Origin of the sequence: Agrobacterium sp. LMR679, from assembly GCF_027157905.1 — a bacterium.
In the GTDB taxonomy this organism is placed as follows: Bacteria; Pseudomonadota; Alphaproteobacteria; order Rhizobiales; family Rhizobiaceae; genus Agrobacterium; species Agrobacterium leguminum.
In genome coordinates this window covers 259,187-282,690 of sequence record NZ_JAPVOJ010000001.1, presented here as the reverse complement: position 1 = coordinate 282,690, position 23,504 = coordinate 259,187, and the positions used below count along the sequence as shown (strand labels likewise).

The following is a 23,504-nucleotide window of genomic DNA, read 5'->3' as shown; positions in this document are numbered from 1 at the left end:
GGTCAAATGACATCTTCCGTCATTCCGGCCTTGAGCCGGAATCCAGCGACCGCGCGTCTGCGCGGTCAGAGACTCTATTGCGATCAGGGACTTGATCGCGCTGGATGCCGGGTCGAGCCCGGCATGACGGACGGTGTCGGCCAAAACAAGGTATCCAGACCATGCAACTGCGCGCCCTGATGTATTTCGACGAACTGGTCCGCACCAATTCCATGCGCGCCGCGGCGGAAAACCTGAATGTGGCACCCACAGCGGTGAGCCGGCAGATCGAGAACCTCGAATATTATTTCGGCTCGCCACTGGTGGAGCGTTCCAGCCGCGGCGTGAAGCTCACGGCTGCGGGAGAGCTGCTCGCCGCCCGCGCCGGCAAGACGCTGCGGGAACTCGACCATGTGCACCAGCTCATCGACGATCTGAAAGGCCTGCAGCGCGGCCGGGTCACGGTCTATGCCAATGGCGCGACGGTGGCCAATCTTCTGGCGCCGGTGCTGGCGCAATTCAGCCTCAAATATCCGAAGCTGCGTTTCGAGGTGCATATTACCAGCGCCCGGCAGGCGATGGAGGCGCTGGGTGCGGCGGAAGCCGATCTCGTTGTCAGCCTGTTCGCGCCGAAGCTTTCCGGCGTAAAAGTGCGCTCGCGCACCCGCATCAGCTACGATGCCATCTTCCCGGCCGGCCATGCGCTCGCGGCACAGCCGGAGGTCTCGCTGAAAGAGCTGGCCGGGCTGCCGCTTGCTTTGCCGGATAAAAGTTTCGCGGCGCGTCAGGCCTTCGATACACTGTTTGCCGATGCGGACATCGAGCTTGATCCCGTCTTCATTACCAGCTCTTTGGAAATGCTGAAGGAACTGGTGCTGGGCCATGCCGCCGCCACGCTTCTGCCGGCGCTTTCGGTGGCGCGGGAAATCCGCAGCGGGCAGATGGTCGCCGTTCCCTTGGCAGGCAAAAAAGGCATTCACACCCAGATCGACCTCTGCGTCGCCCCCGACCGCCAACTCTCCTTCGCCGCCTCCAAGCTCGCCGATTTCATTGAGCGCTTCATGCGCGAGGCGACGGCGGGATAAGCGGGACGGTTTGGTCTTTCCGCCCGGAAGGTTGATTTCCATCTGCATTTCCGTGTAGCCATTTCAGCTACACGGAGCACACAAAAATCGAGATTGTGTGTGCGCCTGCAACATGACACTCTTTTTGCAACGGGCGGTCTTCCGAGGGCAAAAATGCCCCGGCCGCCAGACAGGGGACAATGATGCCACGCACTTATCTTTCGCAGGCGGCAACGCTTTCGCGCCGTACCGCGCTGACCCTTGCCTTGGGCGCGGCGCTCTGGCTGCCGCTTTCGGCAACGGTCGCCGAGGCCGCGCCGAAAACCGCGCTGACGCTTGGCATGGCCGTCGAGCCGGCCGGTCTCGATCCGACCATCGCCGCCCCCGTCGCCATCGGCCAGGTCACCTGGCAGAATGTCTTCGAAGGTCTGGTGAAGATCGACCGCGACGGCAAGGTGAAGCCGCAGCTTGCCGAAAGCTGGGAAATTTCCCCTGATGGCAAGACCTATACGTTCAAGCTGCGCAAGGGCGTGACCTTCCATGATGGCGAGGCTTTCGATTCCTCTGTCGCCAAATTTTCGCTGGATCGGGCGCGTGGTGAAAGCTCGGTCAATCCGCAGAAACGCTTCTTCGCCGCCATAGACACTATCGAGACGCCGGATGCGGCAACGCTGGTGCTGAAGCTGAAGCAGCCGGCCGGCAGCCTTCTTTACTGGCTCGGCTGGCCCGCCTCCGTGATGGTGGCGCCGAAAAGCGCCGAGAATAACCGTACCACTCCTGTCGGCACCGGTCCGTTCAAATTCGTTAACTGGGCCAAGGGCGACAAGGTCGAGCTGCAGAAGAACGACGCCTATTGGGACAAGGCCGTTTCGGTAAAGCTGGACAAGGCGACCTTCCGTTTCGTCTCCGATCCGCAGGCGCAGGCCGCCGCACTGAAATCCGGCGATATCGATGCCTTCCCGGAATTCGGCGCACCGGAACTGATGACCTCCTTCGATGGCGACGCGCGCCTCGGCACCTTCGTCGGCAACACCGAGCTGAAGGTCGTGGCCGGCATGAACAATGCCCGCAAGCCTTTCGATGACAAGCGTGTGCGTCAGGCGCTGATGATGGCGGTGGATCGCGGCACGGTGATCGAAGGCGCCTGGTCCGGCTTCGGCACCGCCATCGGCAGCCATTACACGCCGAATGACCGCGGCTATATCGATACGACCGGGGTTCACCCTTACGATATAGACAAGGCGAGGGCGCTGCTTGCCGAAGCCGGTTATCCGGATGGTTTCAGCTTCACCATCAAGGCCCCGCAAATGGCCTATGCCCAGCGCACCTCGCAAATCCTGCAGGCGATGTTTGCCGAAATCGACGTGACCATGACCATCGAGACCACCGAGTTTCCGGCCAAATGGGTGGCGGATGTTCTTAAAGGCGCGGATTACGACATGACCATCGTTGCCCATGCCGAGCCGATGGATATCGATATCTACGCGCGCGACCCCTATTATTTCAATTACAGGAACCCCGCCTTCAACGAGGTCGTGGCGAATGTGGAAAAAACGGCGGATGCCGGCGAGCAGGAAAAGCTCTATGGCGAAGCCCAGAAAATCCTCGCGGAAGACGTGCCCGCCCTTTATCTTTTCGTCATGCCGAAACTCGGCGTCTGGGACAAGAAGGTGAAGGGGCTGTGGGAAAACGAGCCCATTCCCTCGAATGTGCTGACGGATGTGCATTGGGAAGAGTGACGTTTGTCGACATCCATTTATTCCGTCATGCCGGTCCCCGGGTCGAGCCCGAGGATGATCCGGCATCCAGCCAGCCCAAGTCCTTGGGCTGAAAGGGTTCTCTCCCCGGCGCAGATGCGCGTCGGCTGGATTCCGGCTCAAGGCCGGAATGACGGGAGAGAGGTAACTGGACCTTCGACCGCAGGCGAAACAAAGCAAGGAGAAGATGCCAGATGTTAGCCGTCCTCATCCGGCGTCTTTTAAGCCTCGTCATCACGCTGTTTGCCGTTTCCCTCATCATCTATGTCGTCATGGGCCTGCTGCCGGGCGATCCGGCGGCCATCATGCTCGGAACCTCGGCGAGCCCCGATACGCTCGCCGCGCTGCAGAAGCAGATGGGCCTCGATCAGCCGCTACCGCTGCGTTATCTCCACTGGCTGGCCGGCGTGTTCCGGGGCGACCTCGGGCAATCCTATACCTATGGCGTGCCGGTTGCGGGCCTGATCCTGGAGCGGCTGGCCGTTACCCTGCCGCTTGCGCTGCTGGCCGTTTGCCTTTCGGTGGCCATCGCCATTCCGCTCGGCGTGGCGGCGGCGAGGAGCCGTAACGGGGCGCTGGATTTTGCGGCCGGGCTGTTTTCGCATGTGGGCATTGCCGTGCCCGGCTTCTGGGTCGGGCTGCTGCTCATCATCATTTTTTCCACCACGCTCGGCTGGATGCCGGCTGGCGGTTTTCCCGGCTGGACGCCGAGCTTTTCAGCGGGTCTCACGGCGCTCATCCTTCCGGCGGTGGCGCTGGCGCTGTCGCAGGCCGGCGTTCTCACCCGTGTGTGCCGCTCCGCCGTGTTGGAAGTGATGAATGAGGATTTCGTGCGCACCGCCCGCGCCAAGGGCCTGAGCGAGCGGGTGGCGTTGTGGCGGCATGCGGTGCCGAATGCGATGATCCCTGTCGTCACCATGATCGGCCTGCAATTCACCTTCCTTATTGCCGGCGCGGTGCTGGTGGAGAATGTCTTCAACCTGCCGGGTCTCGGGCGGCTTGCCTATCAGGCGCTGACCCAGCGCGATATCGTCGTCATGCAGTCCGTCGTGCTGTTTTTCTCGGCGCTGGTGATCGTCATGAATTTCGTGGTCGATATCGCCTATCTCTTCATCGATCCGAGACTGCGGGCAGGTGCGCGATGATGCGATTGATCCGCCGTCGCCCCGCTTTTGCCGTCGGCATCGCCGTCACGGTCTTTCTGGTCTCAGTCGCCCTTCTGTCGCTGGTCTGGACGCCGGTGTCCCCCACAAAGATGCAGATCGTCCAGAAGCTGAAATCGCCCTTCGTTTATGGCGGCCTCGGCACGGATCATTTCGGCCGCGATGTGTTGTCCATGCTGATGGCCGGTGCGTGGAACTCGCTGTCCACTTCCATCGCCGCCGTCGTCATCGGCGCATTTATCGGCACGACCATCGGCGTGGCGGTTGCGGCGCTGCGCGGTTTCACCGAAACCGTGGTCATGCGCATCTGCGACATCATCTTCGCCGTGCCGCCCATCCTGTCGGCGATGATGCTCGGCGCTTTCATCGGCACGGGCCGTTTTACCGCCATCATCGCCATCGCCACCTTCATGGTGCCGGTCTTTGCCCGGCTGACACTGGGGGCGGCGTTGCAGATATGGTCGCGGGAATATGTCACCGCCGCCACAAGCATCGGCCAGAACCGCGCCAAGATCACGCTTTTCCATATCGTGCCGAATATTTCCAACCAGATCATCGTGCAGGTGACGACCCAGCTCGGTCTTGCGATATTGACGGAAGCAGGCCTTTCCTTCCTCGGTCTCGGCATGCCGCCGCCCGCCGCCACCTGGGGGCGGATGCTGGCCGATGCCCAGACCTATCTTGGCACCGCACCCTGGCTCGCCATCATGCCCGGCCTTGCGATTGCGCTCGCCGTCTTCGGCCTCAATCTTCTCGGCGACGGCCTGCGCGACCTGCTGGACCCGCGCGATACGAGCTGACCGTTTCAAGCCGATATCGCCCCTATTTCCTGTTTTTCTGACGAGACGATGCCATGACCGATCTCATAGACCTCAACACGCTCGAAATCCTGGCGCTTTACCGGGACAGGAAGCTTTCGCCATCGGAATATTGGCAGGCGGTGGAGGCGCGCATCGATGCTTTCGAACCGGTGGTGAACGCGCTTTATGCTTACGATCCGGAAGATGCACGCAGGCAGGCGCTGGCCTCGACGCAACGTTGGCAAAAAGGCGAAACGCTCGGGGCTCTCGATGGCATTCCGGTTTCGCTGAAGGAATTGATCGCCACGAAAGGCCATCCGGTGCCGCTCGGCACCAAAGCTGTGGAACTGGTGCCCGCGGTTGAGGACGCGCCGGTGGCCGCCCGCTGCCGCGAGGATGGCGCGATTATTTACGCCAAGACGACCTGCCCGGATTACGGCATGCTTTCCTCCGGCCTTTCCAGTTTCCACAAGCTCAGCCGCAATCCGTGGGATCCCACCCAGAACCCCGGCGGCTCCAGCGCCGGTGCTGCCTCGGCAGGGGCTGCAGGTTACGGCACGCTGCATATCGGCACGGATATTGGCGGCTCGGTGCGGCTGCCGGCGGGGTGGACCGGCCTGTTCGGTTTCAAGCCAAGCCAGGGCCGCATCCCGGTCGATCCCTATTATACCGGCCGCTGCGCCGGGCCGATGACCCGCACCGTTGCCGACGCCGCCTATGCCATGGCGACGCTTTCGCGCCCCGACTGGCGCGACGGCACATCGCTGCCGCCCAATGATATCAACTGGATGAACCTCGATATTAATGTAAAGGGCCTGAAAATCGGCCTGATGCTGGATGCCGGCTGCGGCCTGCCGCTGGACGAAGAGGTGCGCGACGCCGTGCTCTCCGCCGCGAAACTGTTCGAGGCGGCTGGCGCCATCGTCATACCGGTCGAGCCAGTGCTGACACGGGAAATGCTGGATGGGCTGGACGATTTCTGGCGGGCGAAGTTCTGGGGCGACATGGCGGCGCTGAGCGCGGACCGTCGCGCCGCGATCCTTCCTTATATTCATGAATGGGCGCAGAAGGGGGCGGATATTTCCGGCGCGCGCGCCGTTTTCGGTTTCAACCAGACCATGGAAATGCGTAAGACCTGCGGGCGGTTGATGCAGTCCGTTGATGCGGTGATTTCACCCGTCAATCCCATCGTGTCCTATCCGGCCGACTGGGCCTCGCCCACCAATGATCCGGAACGGCCCTTCGAACATATCGCCTTCACCGTGCCGTGGAACATGTCGGAACAACCGGCCTCCTCGATCAATTGCGGCTTCTCCAGATCGGGAATGCCCATCGGCTTGCAGATCGTCGGGCCGCGTTACGAGGATTTGTTCGTGTTGAAGCTTTCAAAGGCCTTCGAGAATTGGGGCGGCGGTGTAAGACGCTGGCCACCGCCGCCGCAGGCCCGCTGATCCCACCTTTATCGGCCCTGTAGTATTGCCATAATACCCGCATCTCGATCCCGCCTGTTAGGGTGCCCAGAGGCATTCGAAAACGGGAGGAGCAGACATGCCGAAGAAGATTTTGATGATCGCCGGCGATTTCGCCGAGGATTATGAGACCATGGTGCCGTTCCAGACCTTGGCTGCGGTCGGCCACACGGTGCATGCCGTCTGCCCGGGCAAGAAGGCGGGCCAGACCATTGCCACGGCCATCCATGATTTCGAGGGCGACCAGACCTATTCGGAAAAACGCGGCCATAATTTCGCGCTCAACGCCACCTTCGCCGATATCACGGTTGCGGATTACGATGCGCTGGTCATTCCGGGCGGTCGTGCGCCGGAATATCTGCGCCTCAATGCGGATGTGCTTTCGGCGGTGAAACATTTCTTTGAGGCCGACAAGCCGGTGGCCGCCGTCTGCCATGGCGCGCAATTGCTCGCCGCTGCGGGCGTCTTGAAGGGCCGTACCTGCTCTGCCTATCCCGCCTGCCGCCCCGAAGTGGAACTGGCCGGCGGCACCTATGCCGATATCGCCATTGATGCGGCTGTTACCGACGGTAAGCTGGTAACGGCGCCCGCATGGCCGGCGCATCCGGCCTGGCTTTCACAATTCATGGCCGTGCTCGGCAAATAAGGTCGGCGAAACGGGGCTTTTTCCAGTCCCGTTTTCCGCCTATCTTTCAGGCGTGGTAAGGGAGGAAACCATGTGCAAGCTTTTCATCAAGGCAGACCCGACGCTTTGGGAAAGCCATACAAGGTCGCTCAGGATCGATGGCATGGTCACCAGCGTGCGGCTTGAAAACTTTTTCTGGGCGACGCTGGACGAGATCGCGCGGCGCGACGGCATGAACGGCGTGCAGCTCATCGCCAAGCTTTATAATGAATCGATCGATGCCGGGCACGATCTCGGCAATTTCACCTCATTCCTTCGGGTCTGCTGCGGGCGTTATCTGGCGCTTCAGCTTTCCGGCGATATTCCGGCGCGCAGCGATATTCCGATTGCCGCGCTGGATGCGGACAGCATTCTCGATGCGGAAAAGGTGAATTATCACTAGGGTGCGTCCCGCTTTTGTGCCGGGGCTCCCCTCAACCTCATTCCTGTGCTTGTCACAGGAATCCAGCCGACGCGCGTCCGCGCGACGGGGAGAGTCCTTTCAGCCCAAGGACTTGGGCTGGCTGGATCCCTGTGACAAGCACAGGGATGAGGGAAGGGGAGCGCTCAGCTCTTCAGCGCCCGTGGATCGAGCGCATCGCGCACGGCATCGCCGATGTAATTCACACTCAGAACCGTCAGCGAGATCGCCAGCCCCGGCCACAGCACGCGCGAGGGCGTCAGTTGCAGGAAGTTGGCACCATCGAACAGCAGCCGTCCCCAGGTCGGGAAATCGGATGGAAAGCCGAGGCCGAGGAAGGAGAGCGCGGATTCCGTGATGATGGCGGCGGCAATGCCGAGCGTGGCCGAGACCATGATCGAACTCAGTACATTCGGCAATATATGCCTGAGGATGATGCGGTATTCGCGCATGCCGCTCGATTTCGCCGCCATGATGAATTCCTGGCTTTTGATCGTCAGCACATCGCCGCGCACGATACGGGCCGTATGCATCCAGCTGGTTATCCCGATCACGAAGACGATGAGGATGAAGATGCCGGTTTCCGGTCCGAAGGCGGCACGTAACGTATCGCGGAACAGCATCAGGATGACAAGCAGCAGCGGCAAAAGCGGCAGGGCGAGGAACAGGTCGGTCAGCCGCATCAGCGGCCCGTCGAGCCTGCGGAAATAACCCGACAGCACGCCCACCAGCGTGCCCAGGAACAGCGCCAGCAGCATGGCGGTGATGCCGACGGCAAGCGAAATGCGCCCGCCGGCCAGCACCTGCGCCAGCATGTCCTTGCCGAGATTATCGGTGCCGAAGGGATGCGCGAGCGACGGCCACTGGTTGCGCGCCTTCACGTTGATGGCGTTGGGCGCAACGGTGTGAATATAGGGGCCGACATAGACCGCCAGCAGGATGAAGACAAAGACGAAGAGCCCCGCCACGCCGCCCTTGTGAACGCGGAACTGTTTCCAGATATCGGCAAGGGCGGATTGCGTGGGGGTGGCCGCAACCGTCGGCGCTGCGATGGTGGCGTCAGTCATAGCGGATCCTCGGGTCGAGAATGCCGTACAGCACGTCGGCAATCAGGTTGAAGAGCACGATAAGCACCGCGAAAATGAAGGTGAGCGTCTGCACCAGCGGAATATCCGCGCCCTGAACGGCGGTGATCAGCAATTGGCCAAGCCCGTTCACGCGGAAGATTTGTTCGGTGATGATGGCGCCGGAAAAGATGGTCGGCACGCCGAGCGCAATCACGGTCACCACCGGGATCAGGCTGTTGCGCAGCACGTGCACGAGCAGCACGGATTTTTCCTTCACGCCCTTGGCGCGCGCGGTGCGCACATAATCCTGGTGCAGGTTGTCGAGCATGGAGGCGCGCACGAAGCGGCTGATCTGCGAGACATTATAGAGCGTCAGCACCAGCACCGGCAGGAACATCTGCTTTACCTGCGCCACGAAACTGCCCCAGTCGGTCACCTGAAGGTTGGTGTCATAAACGGAAGGGAACCATTGCAGGTAAGAGCTGAAGACGACCACCAGCAGCACGCCGGTAAAGAAGGTCGGCACCGAATAACCGACCATGGAAACGAAGGTGCCGATCTGGTCGAAGATCGAATATTGCTTATAGGCGGAGATGACGCCGATCGGGATCGCCAGCAGCGCACCGAAGAGATAGGCGAGGCCCACCACCCACAGCGTCTGCGGCATGCGCTGAATGACGAGATCGACCACCGGGCTGCGTGTCGCCCAGGAGAGCACCCGCATGCGGCTGCCGTCGCCGATCTGCCAGCCGGTCAGCCTTTCAATGAGGTTCAGCGGTTCGTTGATGAAGAATTGCTGCAGCCACATCAGGTAACGGATGAAGAACGGCTGGTCGAGGCCGAGCGAGGCGCGGATTTGCTCGCGCACTTCCGGCGGGATGGTGAGCGGCAGGTCGCCGGTCGGGTCGTTGGGCGCAAGATCGAGCAGCGCGAAGATGACGAAGCTGATGACAAGCAGCGTCGGTACGGCAAAGGCGAGCCGCCGGAGCGTAAAGGTAAACATCTGAAACTCTCCAGACCCAGAGCGCGGCAGAACGAAAATTGGGAGCGTTTTCGCCTTAACGCGGCAAATGTGTCTTCAGATCATGGTCCAGGGGCATGCAGAAGGCCGCCCCCTGCAAGGAGAGAAGCCGGCCCATCTGCGTGTTACTTCTTGCGGGACCAGTCCGCGACGTTCCAGAGTTCCGAATCCCAGGCATTCATGCGAACGCCTTCCAGCGTCAGCGAATGCGAGGAAACGCTGCCGCGGTGGATGAGCGGAATATGCGCGCCTTCCTCCGTCAGCATGTCATTGAGCTGTTTGGAAATCTCTCCACGCTTGGCAAGGTCCGCGGTCTTGGAGAGTTCGCCGACCAGCTTGTCGAATTCCGGGTTGCAATAACGCGGAATATTCTGGCCCTGCCAGCCGTTTTGCGGCGCCGGGATCTTGTCGCACAGCCATTCCGCCAGATATTTCTCCGGGTCCGTGCCGTCGAAATTGTTGGTGTACATTTCAACGTCGGCATAAAATTTCTGGAAGGTATCCGGGCTTGCCGGATCGCCGCCGAAGAAGACCGAGGCGCTGACATTGCGCAGTTCGGAGGCAACGCCGATCTGCGACCACATGTCCTTCACCAGTTCCTGCGTGGCCTGGCGAACCGAGTTGGTGGAGGTCTGATAGAGGAAGGAAAGTTTCACGCCATTCTTGGCGCGAATGCCATCGGCGCCCTTCACCCAGCCGGCATCGTCGAGCAGCTTGTTTGCGCCTTCCACATCCTGTTTCAGGCACCAGCTGTCATTCTTGGTGGAAGCGACGGCTTCCGGAGCCGGCACGATGTTGCAGGTCGGCTTACCCGCTTCGCCATAACCCGCTTCGTCGATGACATCGCGGTCGATGGCAAGCGACAATGCACGGCGCACGGCCGGATCGGAAAGGGCCGGGTGCGGGCCGCCCTCCTTGGTGGAGCGCTTGTCGCCCAGCGACGGATCGGCATTGTACCAGTTGAGATTGATACGCTCGACCTGGGTGCCGAAGGCGGTTTCCAGCTTGCCTTTGCCGGCAGCCACCATGGTGGCGAGGATTTCCGGCTCCACCTGCATGTTCCAGGCATAGTCGAACTCGCCGGTTTCCAGCACGGCGCGTGCGGCGGAAGCGGCATCGCCGCCGCCCTTCAGGGTCGCCGTGGCGAAGGCGGGCTTGGCCGGGTCGCGATAATTGGTGTTGGCGACGAAGCTGATCACGTCATTCGGCTTGAAATCCTTGACCACGAAGGGGCCGGTGCCGATGGGACCGAAATTGGCGGATGTGCAGCCGGGTGCGGCAGCGCCGACGCATTTTTCAAACTGCTTCTTCTGGATGACCGGCGATTGTGCGCCGACGAATGCGGAATAGGGGTAGGGTTTCGGTTCGGTGAAGCTGACCTTGACGGTGTGGGCGTCGACGGCCTCGACATTCTTCACGCCCTCATATTGCGCGGCCTGCGCGCAGCCGCCATCCGGTGCGGTGCAATATTTCCAGGTGAAAATGACGTCCTCGGCGGTAAACGGCGTGCCATCCGACCACTTCACGTCGCTTTTCAGCTTCCAGGTCATGCTGAGCAAATCCTTCGCGACGCCGCCATTGTCGATCGTCGGAATTTCGGTGACCAGCATCGGCACCAGCTCGCCCTTTTCGTCGTAGCGCGCCAGCGGCTCAATCACCATGGACGAGCTGTAGACTTCCTTCGTGCCACCGGAAAGATAAGGATTGAGTGTCGATACGGCCTGCCAGAACAGGATTTTCAGTTCGCCGTCACTGCCACGCTCGGCATGGGCGGCAGAGCCTGCCAAGGCCATGGCCGCCACCGTGCTGGCAAAGAGAACGCTGCGCTTCTTCATTGTAGTTTTCCCCTTTTTGGATTTTATCTATTTGAATGTTTGACGCTTTTCCCGTCGTCATGTGCAAGGTCTGTTATTCTAAGTATTTGACTTTGCTAAGGAATACTCCTCCATTCCCGATGATGCTATTGTCAGTTTTTTTGAAAAGCAAGTCCCAATGTTTCTTTGATGAACAAAAATTGAGCCATTCAGTTTTGGGCCTATTTTTCGCTCATGCAGCAAATTTCATGCTTGCAAAACGAGAAATTCCAAACGCAATATGGCGTCCGACAACCCGGCGGGGAACAAAAAAAGGGAAAAAGAGAATGCCGATATTGAACCGTGTGGCTGAAATGCAGGAAGAAGTTGCCGGCTGGAGGCGCCATCTGCATGAACACCCGGAACTGCTCTACGATGTCTTCGAAACATCGAAATTCGTGGCGGAAAAACTGAAATCCTTCGGCTGCGACGTGGTCGAGACCGGCATCGGCAAAACCGGCGTGGTCGGCATCATCAAGGGTCGGCACGGGGATGGCCCGACCATCGGTTTCCGCTCCGACATGGATGCGCTGCCGATCCTTGAGACGAGCGGCAAGCCCTGGGCTTCGAAGACGCCGGGCAAGGCCCATTCCTGCGGTCATGACGGGCACACCGCCATGCTTCTTGGGGCGGCGCAATATCTGGCCGAGACCCGCAATTTCAAGGGATCCGTGGCGGTCATCTTCCAGCCGGCGGAAGAGGGCGGCGCGGGGGCGCTCGCCATGCTGAACGACGGCATGATGGAGAAATTCGGCATTTCGCAGGTCTATGGCATGCATAATGAGCCGGGCATTCCGGTCGGCAATTTCGCCATCCGCAAGGGGTCGACCATGGCGGCGGCGGATAGTTTCGAAATCGTCATCACCGGCAAGGGCAGTCATGCGGCCGCCCCGCATCTTTCCATCGATCCGGTGCTGACCTCGGCGCATATCATCATCGCCCTGCAATCCATTGTCTCGCGGGAGACGGATCCGCTGAAATCGCTCGTCGTCACCGTCGCCACCACCCATGGCGGCACGGCCGTCAATGTCATTCCCGGTGCGGTGACGCTGACGGGAACGGTGCGCACTTTGCTGCCGGAAACCCGCGATTTCGCCGAAAAGCGCCTGAAGGAAGTGGCGACCGCCACCGCCATGGCGCATGGCGCCACCGTGGAGGTGAAATATCATCGCGGTTATCCCGTCACCTTCAACCACAGTGACGAAACCGAATTCGCCACCGGCGTGGCGATGGGCGTGGCCGGTGCGAACGCCGTCAACACCAATCCGAACCCGCATATGGGGGCGGAAGATTTCTCCTATATGCTCGAAGCGCGCCCCGGCGCCTTCATCTTCATCGGCAATGGCGATACCGCCGGGCTGCACAATGCGGCCTATGATTTCAACGACGATGCGCTGCCTTACGGCATCAGCTACTGGGTTTCGATGGCCGAAACCGCACTTGCTGCGTAAGACATCCGGCGGCCTTCATGGCCGCCTTTTGCTTTTCAGGAGATTGGCATGCTTTTGGCGGCGACGTCCATGGAACAGACCGGCGGTTCGGTAAGCCCGGTTTTATCGGTTCAAAATCTCACCACATCCTTCCGCGTCGATGGCGGCTGGAAATCCGTGGTCCGCAATATGAGTTTCGAGATAGCGCCGCGCGAAACGGTGGCGATCGTTGGTGAGAGCGGCTCGGGCAAAAGCGTCACCTCGCTCTCCATCATGCGGCTCCTCGATAAAAAGACGAGCCGGATGGAAGGCAAGGTCATGCTCGGCGGGCGCGACCTGCTGGCGCTGCCGGAAGAGGAGATGCGCAAGGTTCGCGGCAAGGACATTTCGATGATCTTCCAGGAGCCGATGACCAGCCTCAACCCGATCTTCCCGATCGGCAAGCAGATCGCCGAGGCGTTGACCGTGCATCAGGATATTTCCTCTTCCGCCGCGCGCGCCGAGGTCATCCGCCTGCTTGAGAAAGTCCGTATTCCCAACGCGAAGAACCGTTTCGACGATTATCCGCACCAGTTTTCCGGCGGCATGCGCCAGCGCGTGATGATCGCCATGGCGCTCGCCTCCAAACCGAAGCTGCTGATCGCCGACGAGCCGACGACGGCGCTGGATGTGACCATTCAGGGCCAGATTCTCGACCTCATCAAGACGCTGCAGGAAGAGGAGGGCATGTCGGTCCTGTTCATCACCCATGATATGGGCGTGGTGGCAGAAGTCTCGGACCGCACCATCGTCATGTTCCGCGGCGATGTGGTGGAAACCGGCGCCACCGACGATATCTTCCATCGCGGCCGCCACCCTTACACACGCGCTCTGCTTTCGGCGGTGCCGAAGCTCGGTTCGATGAAGGAAAGGGCGTTGCCGGCGCGTTTCCCGATCATCGATATCAAGACCGGCGAGAGCCAGCCTGTGGTCGAGGTCAAGGATACTGTTTCCGGCGGCCGCACGCCAATTCTCTCGGTCAAGGACCTGACAACCCGTTTCGATATCCGCACCGGCCTTTTCGGCCGCAAATCTGGGGCCGTGCATGCGGTGGAAAAGGTCTCCTTCGATCTCGCCGAGGGCGAAACCCTGTCTCTGGTGGGCGAATCGGGTTGCGGCAAGTCGACCACGGGCCGCTCGATCACCCGGTTGATCGAGCCGACATCCGGCAATGTCATGCTCGATGGCTACGAGGTGCTGAAGCTCGACAAGACGACGCTGCGCACCATGCGCCGCAGCGTGCAGATGATCTTCCAGGACCCTTTCGCCTCGCTCGATCCGCGTATGAGCATCGGCACGGCGATCATGGAGCCCTTTATCGAGCATCGCCTCGGAACCAAACAGCAGGCCCGCGAAAAGGCGGCCGATCTTCTGGAAAAGGTGGGCCTCAGCCCGGATATGATGCGGCGTTTCCCGCATGAGTTCTCCGGCGGACAGCGCCAGCGCATCGCCATCGCCCGCTCGCTGATGCTCGACCCCAAGGTCATCGTCGCCGATGAGGCGGTGTCGGCGCTCGATGTTTCGATCAAGGCGCAGGTCTGCAACCTGCTGCTCGACCTGCAACAGAGCCTCAATCTCGCTTTCCTGTTCATCAGCCATGACATGGCGGTGGTGGAACGCGTCAGCCATCGTGTGGCGGTGATGTATCTTGGCGAGATCGTCGAGATTGGCCCGCGTGCGGCGGTTTTCGACAATCCGCAACATCCCTATACGAGGAAGCTCATGTCCGCCGTTCCGGTGCCGGACCCGGCGCGGCGGCAAATCCGGCGCAACATGGCGACCGACGAGATCAAAAGCCCGATCCGGCCGGTGGACTATGTGCCGCCGCAGCGCCACTACCGCGAGGTTTCCGCAGGGCATCTGGTGCAGGAAGCGGCGTGAATGAGGGTGCGGGCATAATCCAGCATCGTCACCCCGGACTTGATCCGGGGTCCAGCGCGATCAAGTCCTTGATCGCAAGAGACTCTTCTCACGGTGCAGACGCGCCGTGGCTGGATTCCGGCTCAAGGCCGGAATGACGAAAAATAACGACACGGACGTATAAGCCCGTCGTTCACCGTTCCTCATCCGCCGATTTTCGCGCCGTATAGTCTTTGCGCACATCCGCCGTTTGACAGCCGACGCAAAAAAATGCCAGCAAATGCGCAAGCAGAATTCGGAAAAGGGCAGCGGCATGGCCAGACGAAACGACGCACATGGACGGCTGGACGATGCGGCCCGCGCCGGCTGGCTTTATTATGTCGCCGGCCGCACGCAGGATGAGATCGCCGCCGCCATGAGCATCTCCCGGCAGTCGGCGCAGCGGCTGGTGTCACTGGCCGTCGCCGAGCGGCTGATCAAGGTCCGGCTCGATCACCCCATCGCCGCTTGTCTCGAAAAAGCCGAGCGGTTGAAAGAGAAATTCGACCTGAAATATATCGAAGTGGTGCCGAGCGATCCGGCCGGGGTCTCCTCCACTGTCGGCATTGCCGAGGCCGGGGCGGCGGAAATCGAGCGCTGGCTGAAAAATGCCGATCCCATCGTGCTCGCCATCGGCACTGGCCGTACCTTGAAGGCCGCCGTGGACCAGTTGCCGCCGATGGAGTGCCCGCAGCACCGCATCGTGTCGCTGACGGGCAATATCGGGCCGGATGGCTCGGCCGCCTATTATAACGTCATCTTCAGCATGGCCGATGCCATCAAGGCCCGGCATTTCCCAATGCCGCTGCCGGTTCTATGCTCTTCTGCGGAAGAGCGCGAATTGCTGCACGACCAGTCCATGGTGCGTTCCACGCTGGCGCTGGGTTCTGCCGCCAATGTCACCTTCGTCGGTGTCGGCGAACTTGGCGAAAACGCACCGCTCTGCGTCGATGGTTTCCTCGGCGTGGATGAGATGAAGGCGCTGATGGCCAGCGGGGCCGTCGGTGAGATTTGCGGCTGGATGTATGATGCCAATGGCCGCATTCTCGAGCATTCCGTCAACGAGCGCGTCGCCTCCGTTCCCATCCCTTCAAGAGAGACCTGCACCGTCATCGGCATGGCGCAGGGCGCACGCAAGAACGCCTCGATTCTGGCGGCGCTGAGGGGTGGTCTGCTGAACGGCCTAATCACCGATGAAGTCACAAGCGAATATTTGCTCACGCACTGAGCAAAAATTAAACACATAAAATCAATGGCTTGGTTTTTCCATGTGCGTCGCAGCACAGGATGTCGCTTGACTTTTTTGCTGATGAGGTGAGTAAATGCCCTAGAGCAAAGCGAATGCTCATCATTTTTCTTCTGGGAGGAAGATATGACATTGAAGACCATTTTGCTGGGCGCATGCTCGGCACTCGCCTTTTCGACCCTTGCTTCCGCCGAGACGCTGACCATCGCCACCGTCAACAACGGCGACATGATCCGCATGCAGGGTCTGACCTCGGACTTCACCACCAAGAACCCCGACATCAAGGTCGAGTGGGTGACGCTTGAAGAAAACGTCCTGCGTGAGCGCGTGACGACCGATATCGCCACCAATGGCGGCCAATACGACATCATGACCATCGGCAATTACGAAGTGCCGATCTGGGCCAAGCAGGGCTGGCTGCTGCCGCTCGAGAAGCTCGGCGACAAATATGACGTCGACGATCTGCTGCCGGCGATCCGCGGCGGCCTCTCCAGCGAAGGCAAGCTTTACGCCGCGCCCTTCTATGGCGAATCCGCCATGATCATGTATCGCAAGGACCTGTTTGAAAAAGCCGGCCTGAAGATGCCGGATAACCCGACCTGGGAATTCATCGGCGACGCCGCCCGCAAGATCACCGACCGCAAGGCCGATATTAACGGCATCTGCCTGCGCGGCAAGGCCGGCTGGGGCGAAAACATGGCCTTCATCAGCGCGCTCACCAACTCCTTCGGTGGCCGCTGGTTCGATGAAAACTGGAAGCCGCAGTTCGATCAGCCGGAGTGGAAAAGCTCCCTGCAGTTCTACGTCGATCTGATGAAAGATGCCGGCCCTTCCGGTGCATCCTCGAACGGCTTCAACGAAAACCTGACGCTGTTCCAGCAGGGCAAATGCGGCATGTGGATCGACGCTACGGTCGCTGCCTCCTTCGTTTCAAACCCGAAGGATTCCACCGTTGCCGACAAGGTCGGTTACGCCATCTTCCCGACCCATGGCGAGCTGAAGAACCACGGCAACTGGCTGTGGTCGTGGAACCTCGCGATCCCGAAGAGCTCGCAGAAGGCGGAAGCGGCCGAGAAGTTCATCTCCTGGGCAACCAGCAAGGAATATACCGAGCTCGTCGCTTCCAAGGAAGGCTGGGCAAACGTGCCTCCGGGCACCCGCACCTCGCTTTACAAGAACGCCGATTACGAAAAGGCCGCAGCCTTCGCCAAGCCGACGCTTGCCGCCATGGATGCCGCTGACATCACCAAGCCGACCGTAAAGCCCGTGCCTTACACCGGCGGTCAGTTCGTGGCGATCCCTGAATTCCAGGCGCTCGGCACCACGGTCGGTCAGCTGTTCTCGGCGGTCGTTGCCGGTCAGTCCAGCGTTGACGATGCGCTTGCGGGCGCCCAGTCGACCGCGACGCGTGAAATGACCCGCGCCGGCTACATCAAGTAATCCTCCCGAAGATCGCTGCCCGGCGCCAATGCCGGGCAGCGATCCTTGGGGACGGCAAGCCGCCGGTCTGTATGGTGGCGTTTAAGCCTTTCAAATCAAAACAAGAATGAGCCGGTTCTTCCGGATATGCCGGGCGCATGTCGTGACGCCCAGGCCCAAGGGGAGGTGAGTGCAATGGCAACCCGAAACACAAGCGGATTAGCGCGGGTCATGCTTGCGCCATCGGTGCTGTTGTTGCTGGTGTGGATGATCGTGCCTCTGGCGATGACGCTCTGGTTCTCGTTCCAGAACTACAATCTCCTCAACCCGGCCAATGTCAGCTTCGCTGGTCTCTTCAATTACCAGTATTTCTATACCGATCCGGCCTTCTTCCAGTCGATCTGGAACACGCTGTTGATCGTCGGCGGCGTGCTGCTCATCACGGTGGTTGGCGGCATCGCCATTGCGCTTCTGCTCGACAATGACATTTTCGGCCAGGGCATCGTGCGCATCATGATCATCTCGCCCTTCTTCGTCATGCCGCCGGTGGCCGCACTGGTCTGGAAGAACATGATCATGCATCCCGGCTACGGCGTGCTTGCCGATCTGTCGCGTTTCTTCGGTTTCCAGCCGGTCGACTGGTTTGCGCAGTTTCCGCTCTTGTCCATCATCATCATCGTCGCCTGGCAATGGCTGCCCTTTGCAACGCTGATCCTCTTGACCGCCCTGCAGTCGCTCGATGGCGAACAGAAGGAAGCGGCCGAGATGGATGGCGCCAACTTCGTCAACCGCTTCGTCTATCTGACCCTGCCGCATCTGTCGCGCGCCATCACCGTCGTCATCCTCATCCAGACGATCTTCCTGCTTGGCGTCTATGCGGAAATCCTCGTCACCACCAATGGCGGCCCCGGTTACGCCTCCACCAACCTCGCCTTCCTCATCTATCGCACAGCACTTCTGGGCTACGACGTCGGCGGCGCTTCGGCCGGCGGCATCATCGCCGTCATCCTCGCCAATATCGTCGCCATCTTCCTGATGCGCGCCGTCGGCAAGAATCTGGATCGGTAGGGGGAGCGCGATATGACCATGGTTTTGTTCTCTGGACTGCCTTCCAACCTCCCTCATTCCTGTTCCCCGGAACAAGCCCGAGGACGTCACAGGAATCCAGCCGACGTGCGTCGGCGCGGCGGGAAGACTCTTTCTCAGCCCAAAGACTTGGGCTGGCTGGATCCCTGTGACAAGCACAGGGATGAGGGTGGAGCGGATGTCTCCGTCTCCACACAAAAACAGCGCCGTGCTTTTGCCGCTATCGCTTCAGGGGAGGTCTAATCATGGCCCGCAAGACAACCACTCGCGCAAAGATCGGCTTTTCCATCGCGGCCTGGGCCGTGGCGCTGCTGCTGTTCTTCCCGATCCTTTACGCCTTCCTCACCTCGATCAAGACCGAGCCCGAGGCAATCGCCGGCTTCAGCCTCATTCCGTCGGGCACGCTCGAGAATTACGTGACGGTCCAGACCCAGCGCGATTACTTCAAGCCGTTCATGAACTCGGTGGTGCTGTCGCTCGGCTCGACGATCATCGCGCTGATCATCGCCATTCCCGCCGCCTGGGCCATGGCGTTTTCGCCGACCAAGCGCACCAAGGACATTTTGATGTGGATGCTCTCCACCAAGATGATGCCGGCCGTCGCCGTGCTGGTGCCGATCTATCTGATCTTCCGCAATGCCGGCCTGCTCGATACCCGCATCGGGCTCACCATCATGCTGACCTTCATCAACCTGCCGATCGTCATCTGGATGCTCTACACTTACTTCCGGGAAATTCCCGGCGAGATTCTGGAAGCCGCCCGCATGGATGGCGCATCGCTGTGGAACGAGATCGTCCATGTACTGACCCCGATGGCGGTTCCGGGCATTGCCTCGACGCTGCTCTTGAACGTCATCCTCGCCTGGAACGAATCCTTCTGGACCATCCGGCTGACGACCACCAATGCCGCCCCGCTGACGGCCTTCATCGCCTCCTTCTCAAGCCCACAGGGGCTGTTCTGGGCAAAACTCTCGGCCGCCTCGATGATGGCGATCGCCCCCATTCTCGTCATCGGCTGGTTCTCGCAGAAACAACTCGTGCGTGGCCTGACCTTTGGCGCCGTGAAATAAGGAACGACAAACATGGGCAGCATTTCCCTTCAGAACGTGTCCAAGGTCTTCGGTGAGGCAAAGGTCATCCCGTCGATCGATCTCGATATCCACGACGGCGAGTTCGTCGTCTTCGTCGGTCCCTCCGGCTGCGGCAAGTCCACGCTGCTGCGGCTGATTGCCGGGCTGGAAGATGTCTCCGGCGGAAAGATCGTCATCGACGGCAAGGATGTCACCGAAAAGGCCCCGGCCGAGCGCGGCCTTGCCATGGTGTTCCAGTCCTATGCGCTTTATCCGCATATGAGTGTTAGGAACAACATCGCCTTCCCGCTGAAGATGGCTAAGCTCGACAAGGCGATCATCGATAAGAAGGTGGAAGACGCGGCCCGGGTGCTGAACCTTACCGATTATCTCGAGCGCCGGCCCTCGCAGCTGTCGGGCGGCCAGCGCCAGCGTGTCGCCATCGGCCGCGCCATCGTACGCGAACCTTCCGCCTTCCTGTTCGACGAGCCGCTTTCCAACCTCGATGCGGCGCTGCGCGGCACCATGCGGCTGGAAATCTCAGAACTGCACAACACGCTGAAGACGACGATGATCTACGTCACACACGACCAGGTGGAAGCCATGACCATGGCCGACAAGATCGTCGTGCTCAACCGCGGCAATATCGAGCAGGTCGGCTCGCCGATGGAGCTTTACCGCTCCCCCGCCAACCTCTTCGTCGCCGGCTTCATCGGCTCGCCGCGCATGAACCTCATCACCGGCGACTTCGCCCGCAGCAAGAACGCCACCACCGCCGGCGTGCGGCCGGAGCATCTGGTGCTGTCGAAGGAAAGCGGACTGTGGCAGGGCAAGGTGACGGTGGCCGAACATCTCGGATCGGATACCTTCCTGCATCTCGAGGTGAACGGCATCGGGCCGATTACCGCAAGGACCGATGGCGAGTTCGAGTGCAAACACGGCGATACCGTCTTCATCACGCCCGATGACACCAAGATCCACAGGTTCGATGAAAAGGGTGTGGCGATATGACGGGAAGACTGGAAGGCAAATCCGCGCTGATAACGGGTTCGGCGCGCGGCATTGGCCGTGCCTTTGCCGAAGCCTATATACGCGAGGGGGCAACCGTCGCCATTGCCGATATCGATTTCGAGCGCGCCAGCAAGACCGCCCGCGAGATCGGCGAGAATGCCTATGCCGTCGAACTCGACGTGACCAAGCAGCATTCCATCGACACCGCTATCCGCACGGTGGAGGGCCAGACCGGTGGGCTCGATATCCTCATCAACAATGCCGCGCTGTTCGACCTCGCACCGATTGTCGAGATCAAACGCGAGAGCTACGAAAGACTGTTTTCGATCAACGTGTCCGGCACGCTGTTCATGATGCAGGCCGCCGCAAAAACAATGATCGCTCGGGGAAAAGGCGGCAAGATCATCAACATGGCAAGCCAGGCGGGCCGGCGCGGCGAGGCCTTGGTGGCGGTTTATTGCGCCACCAAGGCCGCCGTCATCAGCCTCACCCAGTCGGCCGGGCTCGATCTCATCAGGCACGGCATCAACGTCAATGCGATTGCGCCGGGCGTGGTGGATGGCGAGCACTGGGACGGCGTGGATGCGCTGTTTGCGAAATATGAAAACCGCCCGGCCGGCGAAAAGAAGCGGCTGGTCGGCGAGGCCGTACCTTTCGGCCGTATGGGCCGTGCCGAAGACCTGACCGGCATGGCGATCTTCCTTGCCTCCGATGAGGCCGAATACATCGTCGCCCAGACCTATAATGTCGATGGCGGCAACTGGATGAGCTGAGTATCGGGCGCCTGTCGCCCGGCCTTGGCACGAACAACGTTTCCCCTTCGAGGATCGTGACATGACATGCAAACTCTCCCTCGCAACGCTTGACGACGCCAGAAAAACGGCGGCGGTTCCGGCCTATTCCCGGGCCGATCTTTCCGCCGGCATCGTGCATTTCGGCGTCGGCAATTTCCACCGCGCCCATCAGGCGGTTTATCTGGATGACTTGTTCAACACAGGTGCGGACCATGACTTCGCTATCATCGGCGCTGGCGTTCTGCCGTCCGATGCGGTGATGCGCGAAAAGCTTGCCGCGCAGGATTTCCTGACGACGGTGGTGGAGCAGGACAATAACCGCACCGGCGCGCGCGTCACCGGGCCGATGATCGACATTCTGAAGGTCGGCGACACGAAGGCGATCATCGACACGCTCGCCGATCCGAAAATCCGCATCGTTTCCATGACGATTACCGAGGGCGGTTATTTCATCGATGCTTCCGGTTCCTTCAACCCGCAGCACCCGGCCATTGCCGAGGATGGCAGAAACCCGGCTTCACCGAAAACCGTGTTCGGCCTCATCGTCGCCGGGCTAAAGGCGCGCCGCGACAAGGGGCTGCAACCCTTCACCGTCATGTCCTGCGACAACATTCCGCATAATGGCAAGGTCACGAAAAATGCCGTGGACGGGCTGGCGGCCTTGTCCGATCCGGCCTTTGCCAACTGGATCGGCGAAAACGTCGCTTTCCCCAATTCCATGGTCGACCGCATCACGCCCGCGACAGGCGAGCGCGAACGCAATATCGCCCGTGACGATTTCGGCATCGAGGACAATTGGCCGGTCTTCTGCGAGGAGTTCAAGCAATGGGTGATGGAGGATAACTTCCCCGCCGGCCGCCCGGCGCTGGAAAAGGCTGGCGTACAGTTCGTGAAAGATGTCGCGCCCTATGAGCATATGAAAATCCGCATCCTCAATGGCGGCCATGCGGCAATCGCCTATCCGGCGGCGCTGCTCGACATTCATTTCGTGCATGAGGCGATGGAACATCCGCTGATCCGGGCATTTCTGGCAAAGCTTGAAAATGACGAGATCATACCGGTCATTCCGCCGGTTCCCGATACGAATCTTGCCGATTATTTCGCGCTGATCGAGCGGCGTTTCCTCAATCCGAAGATCGGCGACACCATTCCGCGTCTGGCGCAAGACGGTTCCAACCGCCAGCCGAAATTCATCCTGCCCTCCACCGCCGACCGTCTGGCGCGCGGCGAGGATATTGTCGGCCTTTCGCTGGTTTCGGCGCTCTGGTGCCGTTATTTCCAGGGCACCTCCGATAGCGGCAAGGAAATTGCCTTCAACGACGCCAGCGCCGACCGGCTTCAGGCAGCGGCGATCAAGGCCAAGGACGATCCGATGGCCTTCCTCGCGCTCGAAGACATCTTCGGAACGGTTGCCGAATCGGAGCTTTTCCGTAAACGCTTTGCCCATGCATTGAAGACGCTGTGGCAAGAAGGCACGGCGAAGACGTTGCAGCTTTATCTGGATGACAAGCTGGCTGAAAAGTGACCATGAGATGGAAGACGAGACCGGGCCCCTTTTGATTTTCGATTGCGACGGCGTTCTCGTCGATAGCGAGCCGGTCTCCATCTCCGTCCTTCTCGATATGCTCTCCCATCTCGGCGTTACGATGGGAGAGGAAGAGGCCTATGAGCGCTTCCTCGGTCGCAGCGTCGCCAGCATGACGGCGACTTTGTTTGAGGATTACGGTGTCGAAACCGACATCGATTTTCTCGACCATATGCGGGCAACGCTGTTTGAGCGTTTCCGCACCGAGCTTCGGCCGATTGACGGCATTAGCGAAACGCTGGACAGGCTCCTGCCGCTGCGGCGCTGCGTCGCTTCCTCAAGCCAGCCGGAACGCATCCGTTATTCGCTGGGGTTGACGGGCCTGATCGACAAATTCGAACCGCATGTCTTCAGCGCCACCATGGTGAAGAACGGCAAGCCGGCGCCCGATCTTTTCCTTCATGCGGCGCGCGAAATGGGCGTCGAGCCGCGTCACTGCATCGTGATCGAGGACAGCCCGGCCGGCATTGCCGCCGCAAAGGCGGCCGGCATGGGCGTTTTTGCCTTTACCGGCGGTTCGCATGCGCGCTTTCCCGCATTCCGTGAAAAGATCGCCGGGCTTGGCGCGGATGCGGTGTTTGACGCGATGCCGGATTTGGTCCAACTTGTCCGTAGCTATGTGGGGAAGGGCGGTTTTGACGGCCAAATGGAACGTGATGCGGGCTGA

General features: G+C 60.5%; 20 protein-coding genes. 17 read left to right on the top strand and 3 right to left on the bottom strand.

Going from position 1 to position 23,504, the window contains the following annotated elements; genetic code table 11:
* Nucleotides 1-161: 161 nt before the first annotated feature.
* The 7 genes from O3W47_RS01280 to O3W47_RS01250 all read left to right on the top strand — a co-directional run bounded on the left by O3W47_RS01280 (nt 162) and on the right by O3W47_RS01250 (nt 7,299).
* Nucleotides 162-1,064 (top strand): LysR substrate-binding domain-containing protein, encoded by a 903-nt coding sequence (locus tag O3W47_RS01280; RefSeq protein ID WP_269312747.1) that lies wholly within the window; start codon nt 162-164, stop codon nt 1,062-1,064.
* Between the two features lie 182 nt (nt 1,065-1,246).
* The gene (locus O3W47_RS01275) at nt 1,247-2,782 is read left to right on the top strand and encodes an ABC transporter substrate-binding protein (protein WP_269312746.1); all 1,536 of its coding nucleotides are present in this window, start codon (nt 1,247-1,249) and stop codon (nt 2,780-2,782) included.
* A 212-nt stretch (nt 2,783-2,994) separates the two neighbouring features.
* Complete coding sequence (locus tag O3W47_RS01270; RefSeq protein WP_269312745.1) at nt 2,995-3,945, top strand: ABC transporter permease; 951 nt, start codon at nt 2,995-2,997, stop codon at nt 3,943-3,945.
* Nucleotides 3,942-4,763: an ABC transporter permease gene (locus O3W47_RS01265; protein WP_269312744.1), complete on the top strand. Its 822-nt coding sequence runs from the start codon at nt 3,942-3,944 to the stop codon at nt 4,761-4,763. The genes O3W47_RS01270 and O3W47_RS01265 overlap by 4 nt, the downstream gene beginning before the upstream one ends.
* 53 nt (nt 4,764-4,816) lie before the next feature.
* The gene (locus O3W47_RS01260; RefSeq protein ID WP_269312743.1) at nt 4,817-6,214 is read left to right on the top strand and encodes an amidase; all 1,398 of its coding nucleotides are present in this window, start codon (nt 4,817-4,819) and stop codon (nt 6,212-6,214) included.
* A 97-nt stretch (nt 6,215-6,311) separates the two neighbouring features.
* The gene (locus O3W47_RS01255) at nt 6,312-6,878 is read left to right on the top strand and encodes a DJ-1/PfpI family protein (RefSeq protein WP_167857164.1); all 567 of its coding nucleotides are present in this window, start codon (nt 6,312-6,314) and stop codon (nt 6,876-6,878) included.
* Between the two features lie 70 nt (nt 6,879-6,948).
* Nucleotides 6,949-7,299 (top strand): ribbon-helix-helix domain-containing protein, encoded by a 351-nt coding sequence (locus O3W47_RS01250; protein ID WP_135399606.1) that lies wholly within the window; start codon nt 6,949-6,951, stop codon nt 7,297-7,299.
* Between the two features lie 164 nt (nt 7,300-7,463).
* Here O3W47_RS01250 and O3W47_RS01245 read toward each other — a convergent pair whose 3' ends face one another.
* The 3 genes from O3W47_RS01245 to O3W47_RS01235 form a co-directional block, all read right to left on the bottom strand.
* Nucleotides 7,464-8,384 (bottom strand): ABC transporter permease, encoded by a 921-nt coding sequence (locus O3W47_RS01245; RefSeq protein WP_003523158.1) that lies wholly within the window; start codon nt 8,382-8,384, stop codon nt 7,464-7,466.
* Nucleotides 8,377-9,387: an ABC transporter permease gene (locus O3W47_RS01240; RefSeq protein WP_127758461.1), complete on the bottom strand. Its 1,011-nt coding sequence runs from the start codon at nt 9,385-9,387 to the stop codon at nt 8,377-8,379. Before O3W47_RS01240 ends, O3W47_RS01245 begins: the two co-directional genes overlap by 8 nt.
* A gap of 143 nt (nt 9,388-9,530) precedes the next feature.
* Entirely contained in the window at nt 9,531-11,240 is a 1,710-nt protein-coding gene (locus tag O3W47_RS01235; RefSeq protein ID WP_269312742.1) for a peptide ABC transporter substrate-binding protein, read from the bottom strand.
* A 305-nt stretch (nt 11,241-11,545) separates the two neighbouring features.
* Between O3W47_RS01235 and O3W47_RS01230 the strand changes: the two genes are divergently transcribed.
* The 10 genes from O3W47_RS01230 (at nt 11,546) to O3W47_RS01185 (ending at nt 23,504) form a co-directional block, all read left to right on the top strand.
* Nucleotides 11,546-12,709 carry a M20 aminoacylase family protein gene (locus tag O3W47_RS01230; protein ID WP_104679881.1) on the top strand — a complete coding sequence of 388 codons (1,164 nt, stop codon included), beginning with the start codon at nt 11,546-11,548 and terminating at the stop codon, nt 12,707-12,709.
* A gap of 48 nt (nt 12,710-12,757) precedes the next feature.
* Nucleotides 12,758-14,608: an ABC transporter ATP-binding protein gene (locus tag O3W47_RS01225; protein WP_269312741.1), complete on the top strand. Its 1,851-nt coding sequence runs from the start codon at nt 12,758-12,760 to the stop codon at nt 14,606-14,608.
* A gap of 292 nt (nt 14,609-14,900) precedes the next feature.
* Nucleotides 14,901-15,854 carry a sugar-binding transcriptional regulator gene (locus O3W47_RS01220; protein WP_080821073.1) on the top strand — a complete coding sequence of 318 codons (954 nt, stop codon included), beginning with the start codon at nt 14,901-14,903 and terminating at the stop codon, nt 15,852-15,854.
* 144 nt (nt 15,855-15,998) lie between these two features.
* The gene (locus O3W47_RS01215) at nt 15,999-17,312 is read left to right on the top strand and encodes an ABC transporter substrate-binding protein (RefSeq protein ID WP_137454235.1); all 1,314 of its coding nucleotides are present in this window, start codon (nt 15,999-16,001) and stop codon (nt 17,310-17,312) included.
* A gap of 174 nt (nt 17,313-17,486) precedes the next feature.
* Nucleotides 17,487-18,359: a carbohydrate ABC transporter permease gene (locus O3W47_RS01210; RefSeq protein WP_104679882.1), complete on the top strand. Its 873-nt coding sequence runs from the start codon at nt 17,487-17,489 to the stop codon at nt 18,357-18,359.
* A 263-nt stretch (nt 18,360-18,622) separates the two neighbouring features.
* Nucleotides 18,623-19,447, top strand: coding sequence for a carbohydrate ABC transporter permease (locus O3W47_RS01205; protein ID WP_003525171.1), 825 nt, complete (start codon nt 18,623-18,625; stop codon nt 19,445-19,447).
* 12 nt (nt 19,448-19,459) lie between these two features.
* Complete coding sequence (locus O3W47_RS01200) at nt 19,460-20,458, top strand: ABC transporter ATP-binding protein (RefSeq protein WP_269312740.1); 999 nt, start codon at nt 19,460-19,462, stop codon at nt 20,456-20,458.
* Nucleotides 20,455-21,231: an L-iditol 2-dehydrogenase gene (locus O3W47_RS01195; RefSeq protein WP_020811195.1), complete on the top strand. Its 777-nt coding sequence runs from the start codon at nt 20,455-20,457 to the stop codon at nt 21,229-21,231. The genes O3W47_RS01200 and O3W47_RS01195 overlap by 4 nt, the downstream gene beginning before the upstream one ends.
* Nucleotides 21,232-21,292: 61 nt before the next feature.
* Nucleotides 21,293-22,777: a mannitol dehydrogenase family protein gene (locus O3W47_RS01190; protein WP_269312739.1), complete on the top strand. Its 1,485-nt coding sequence runs from the start codon at nt 21,293-21,295 to the stop codon at nt 22,775-22,777.
* Between the two features lie 7 nt (nt 22,778-22,784).
* Nucleotides 22,785-23,504, top strand: coding sequence for an HAD family hydrolase (locus O3W47_RS01185; protein WP_269312738.1), 720 nt, complete (start codon nt 22,785-22,787; stop codon nt 23,502-23,504).

Excerpts from the sequence above, each read along its gene's own strand:
- O3W47_RS01280 (WP_269312747.1), top strand. The coding sequence starts at position 162 with ATGCAACTGCGCGCCCTGATGTATTTCGACGAACTGGTCCGCACCAAT.
- O3W47_RS01275 (WP_269312746.1), top strand. The coding sequence starts at position 1,247 with ATGCCACGCACTTATCTTTCGCAGGCGGCAACGCTTTCGCGCCGTACC.
- O3W47_RS01270 (WP_269312745.1), top strand. The coding sequence starts at position 2,995 with ATGTTAGCCGTCCTCATCCGGCGTCTTTTAAGCCTCGTCATCACGCTG.
- O3W47_RS01265 (WP_269312744.1), top strand. The coding sequence starts at position 3,942 with ATGATGCGATTGATCCGCCGTCGCCCCGCTTTTGCCGTCGGCATCGCC.
- O3W47_RS01260 (WP_269312743.1), top strand. The coding sequence starts at position 4,817 with ATGACCGATCTCATAGACCTCAACACGCTCGAAATCCTGGCGCTTTAC.
- O3W47_RS01255 (WP_167857164.1), top strand. The coding sequence starts at position 6,312 with ATGCCGAAGAAGATTTTGATGATCGCCGGCGATTTCGCCGAGGATTAT.
- O3W47_RS01250 (WP_135399606.1), top strand. The coding sequence starts at position 6,949 with ATGTGCAAGCTTTTCATCAAGGCAGACCCGACGCTTTGGGAAAGCCAT.
- O3W47_RS01245 (WP_003523158.1), bottom strand. The coding sequence starts at position 8,384 with ATGACTGACGCCACCATCGCAGCGCCGACGGTTGCGGCCACCCCCACG.
- O3W47_RS01240 (WP_127758461.1), bottom strand. The coding sequence starts at position 9,387 with ATGTTTACCTTTACGCTCCGGCGGCTCGCCTTTGCCGTACCGACGCTG.
- O3W47_RS01235 (WP_269312742.1), bottom strand. The coding sequence starts at position 11,240 with ATGAAGAAGCGCAGCGTTCTCTTTGCCAGCACGGTGGCGGCCATGGCC.
- O3W47_RS01230 (WP_104679881.1), top strand. The coding sequence starts at position 11,546 with ATGCCGATATTGAACCGTGTGGCTGAAATGCAGGAAGAAGTTGCCGGC.
- O3W47_RS01225 (WP_269312741.1), top strand. The coding sequence starts at position 12,758 with ATGCTTTTGGCGGCGACGTCCATGGAACAGACCGGCGGTTCGGTAAGC.
- O3W47_RS01220 (WP_080821073.1), top strand. The coding sequence starts at position 14,901 with ATGGCCAGACGAAACGACGCACATGGACGGCTGGACGATGCGGCCCGC.
- O3W47_RS01215 (WP_137454235.1), top strand. The coding sequence starts at position 15,999 with ATGACATTGAAGACCATTTTGCTGGGCGCATGCTCGGCACTCGCCTTT.
- O3W47_RS01210 (WP_104679882.1), top strand. The coding sequence starts at position 17,487 with ATGGCAACCCGAAACACAAGCGGATTAGCGCGGGTCATGCTTGCGCCA.
- O3W47_RS01205 (WP_003525171.1), top strand. The coding sequence starts at position 18,623 with ATGGCCCGCAAGACAACCACTCGCGCAAAGATCGGCTTTTCCATCGCG.
- O3W47_RS01200 (WP_269312740.1), top strand. The coding sequence starts at position 19,460 with ATGGGCAGCATTTCCCTTCAGAACGTGTCCAAGGTCTTCGGTGAGGCA.
- O3W47_RS01195 (WP_020811195.1), top strand. The coding sequence starts at position 20,455 with ATGACGGGAAGACTGGAAGGCAAATCCGCGCTGATAACGGGTTCGGCG.
- O3W47_RS01190 (WP_269312739.1), top strand. The coding sequence starts at position 21,293 with ATGACATGCAAACTCTCCCTCGCAACGCTTGACGACGCCAGAAAAACG.
- O3W47_RS01185 (WP_269312738.1), top strand. The coding sequence starts at position 22,785 with ATGGAAGACGAGACCGGGCCCCTTTTGATTTTCGATTGCGACGGCGTT.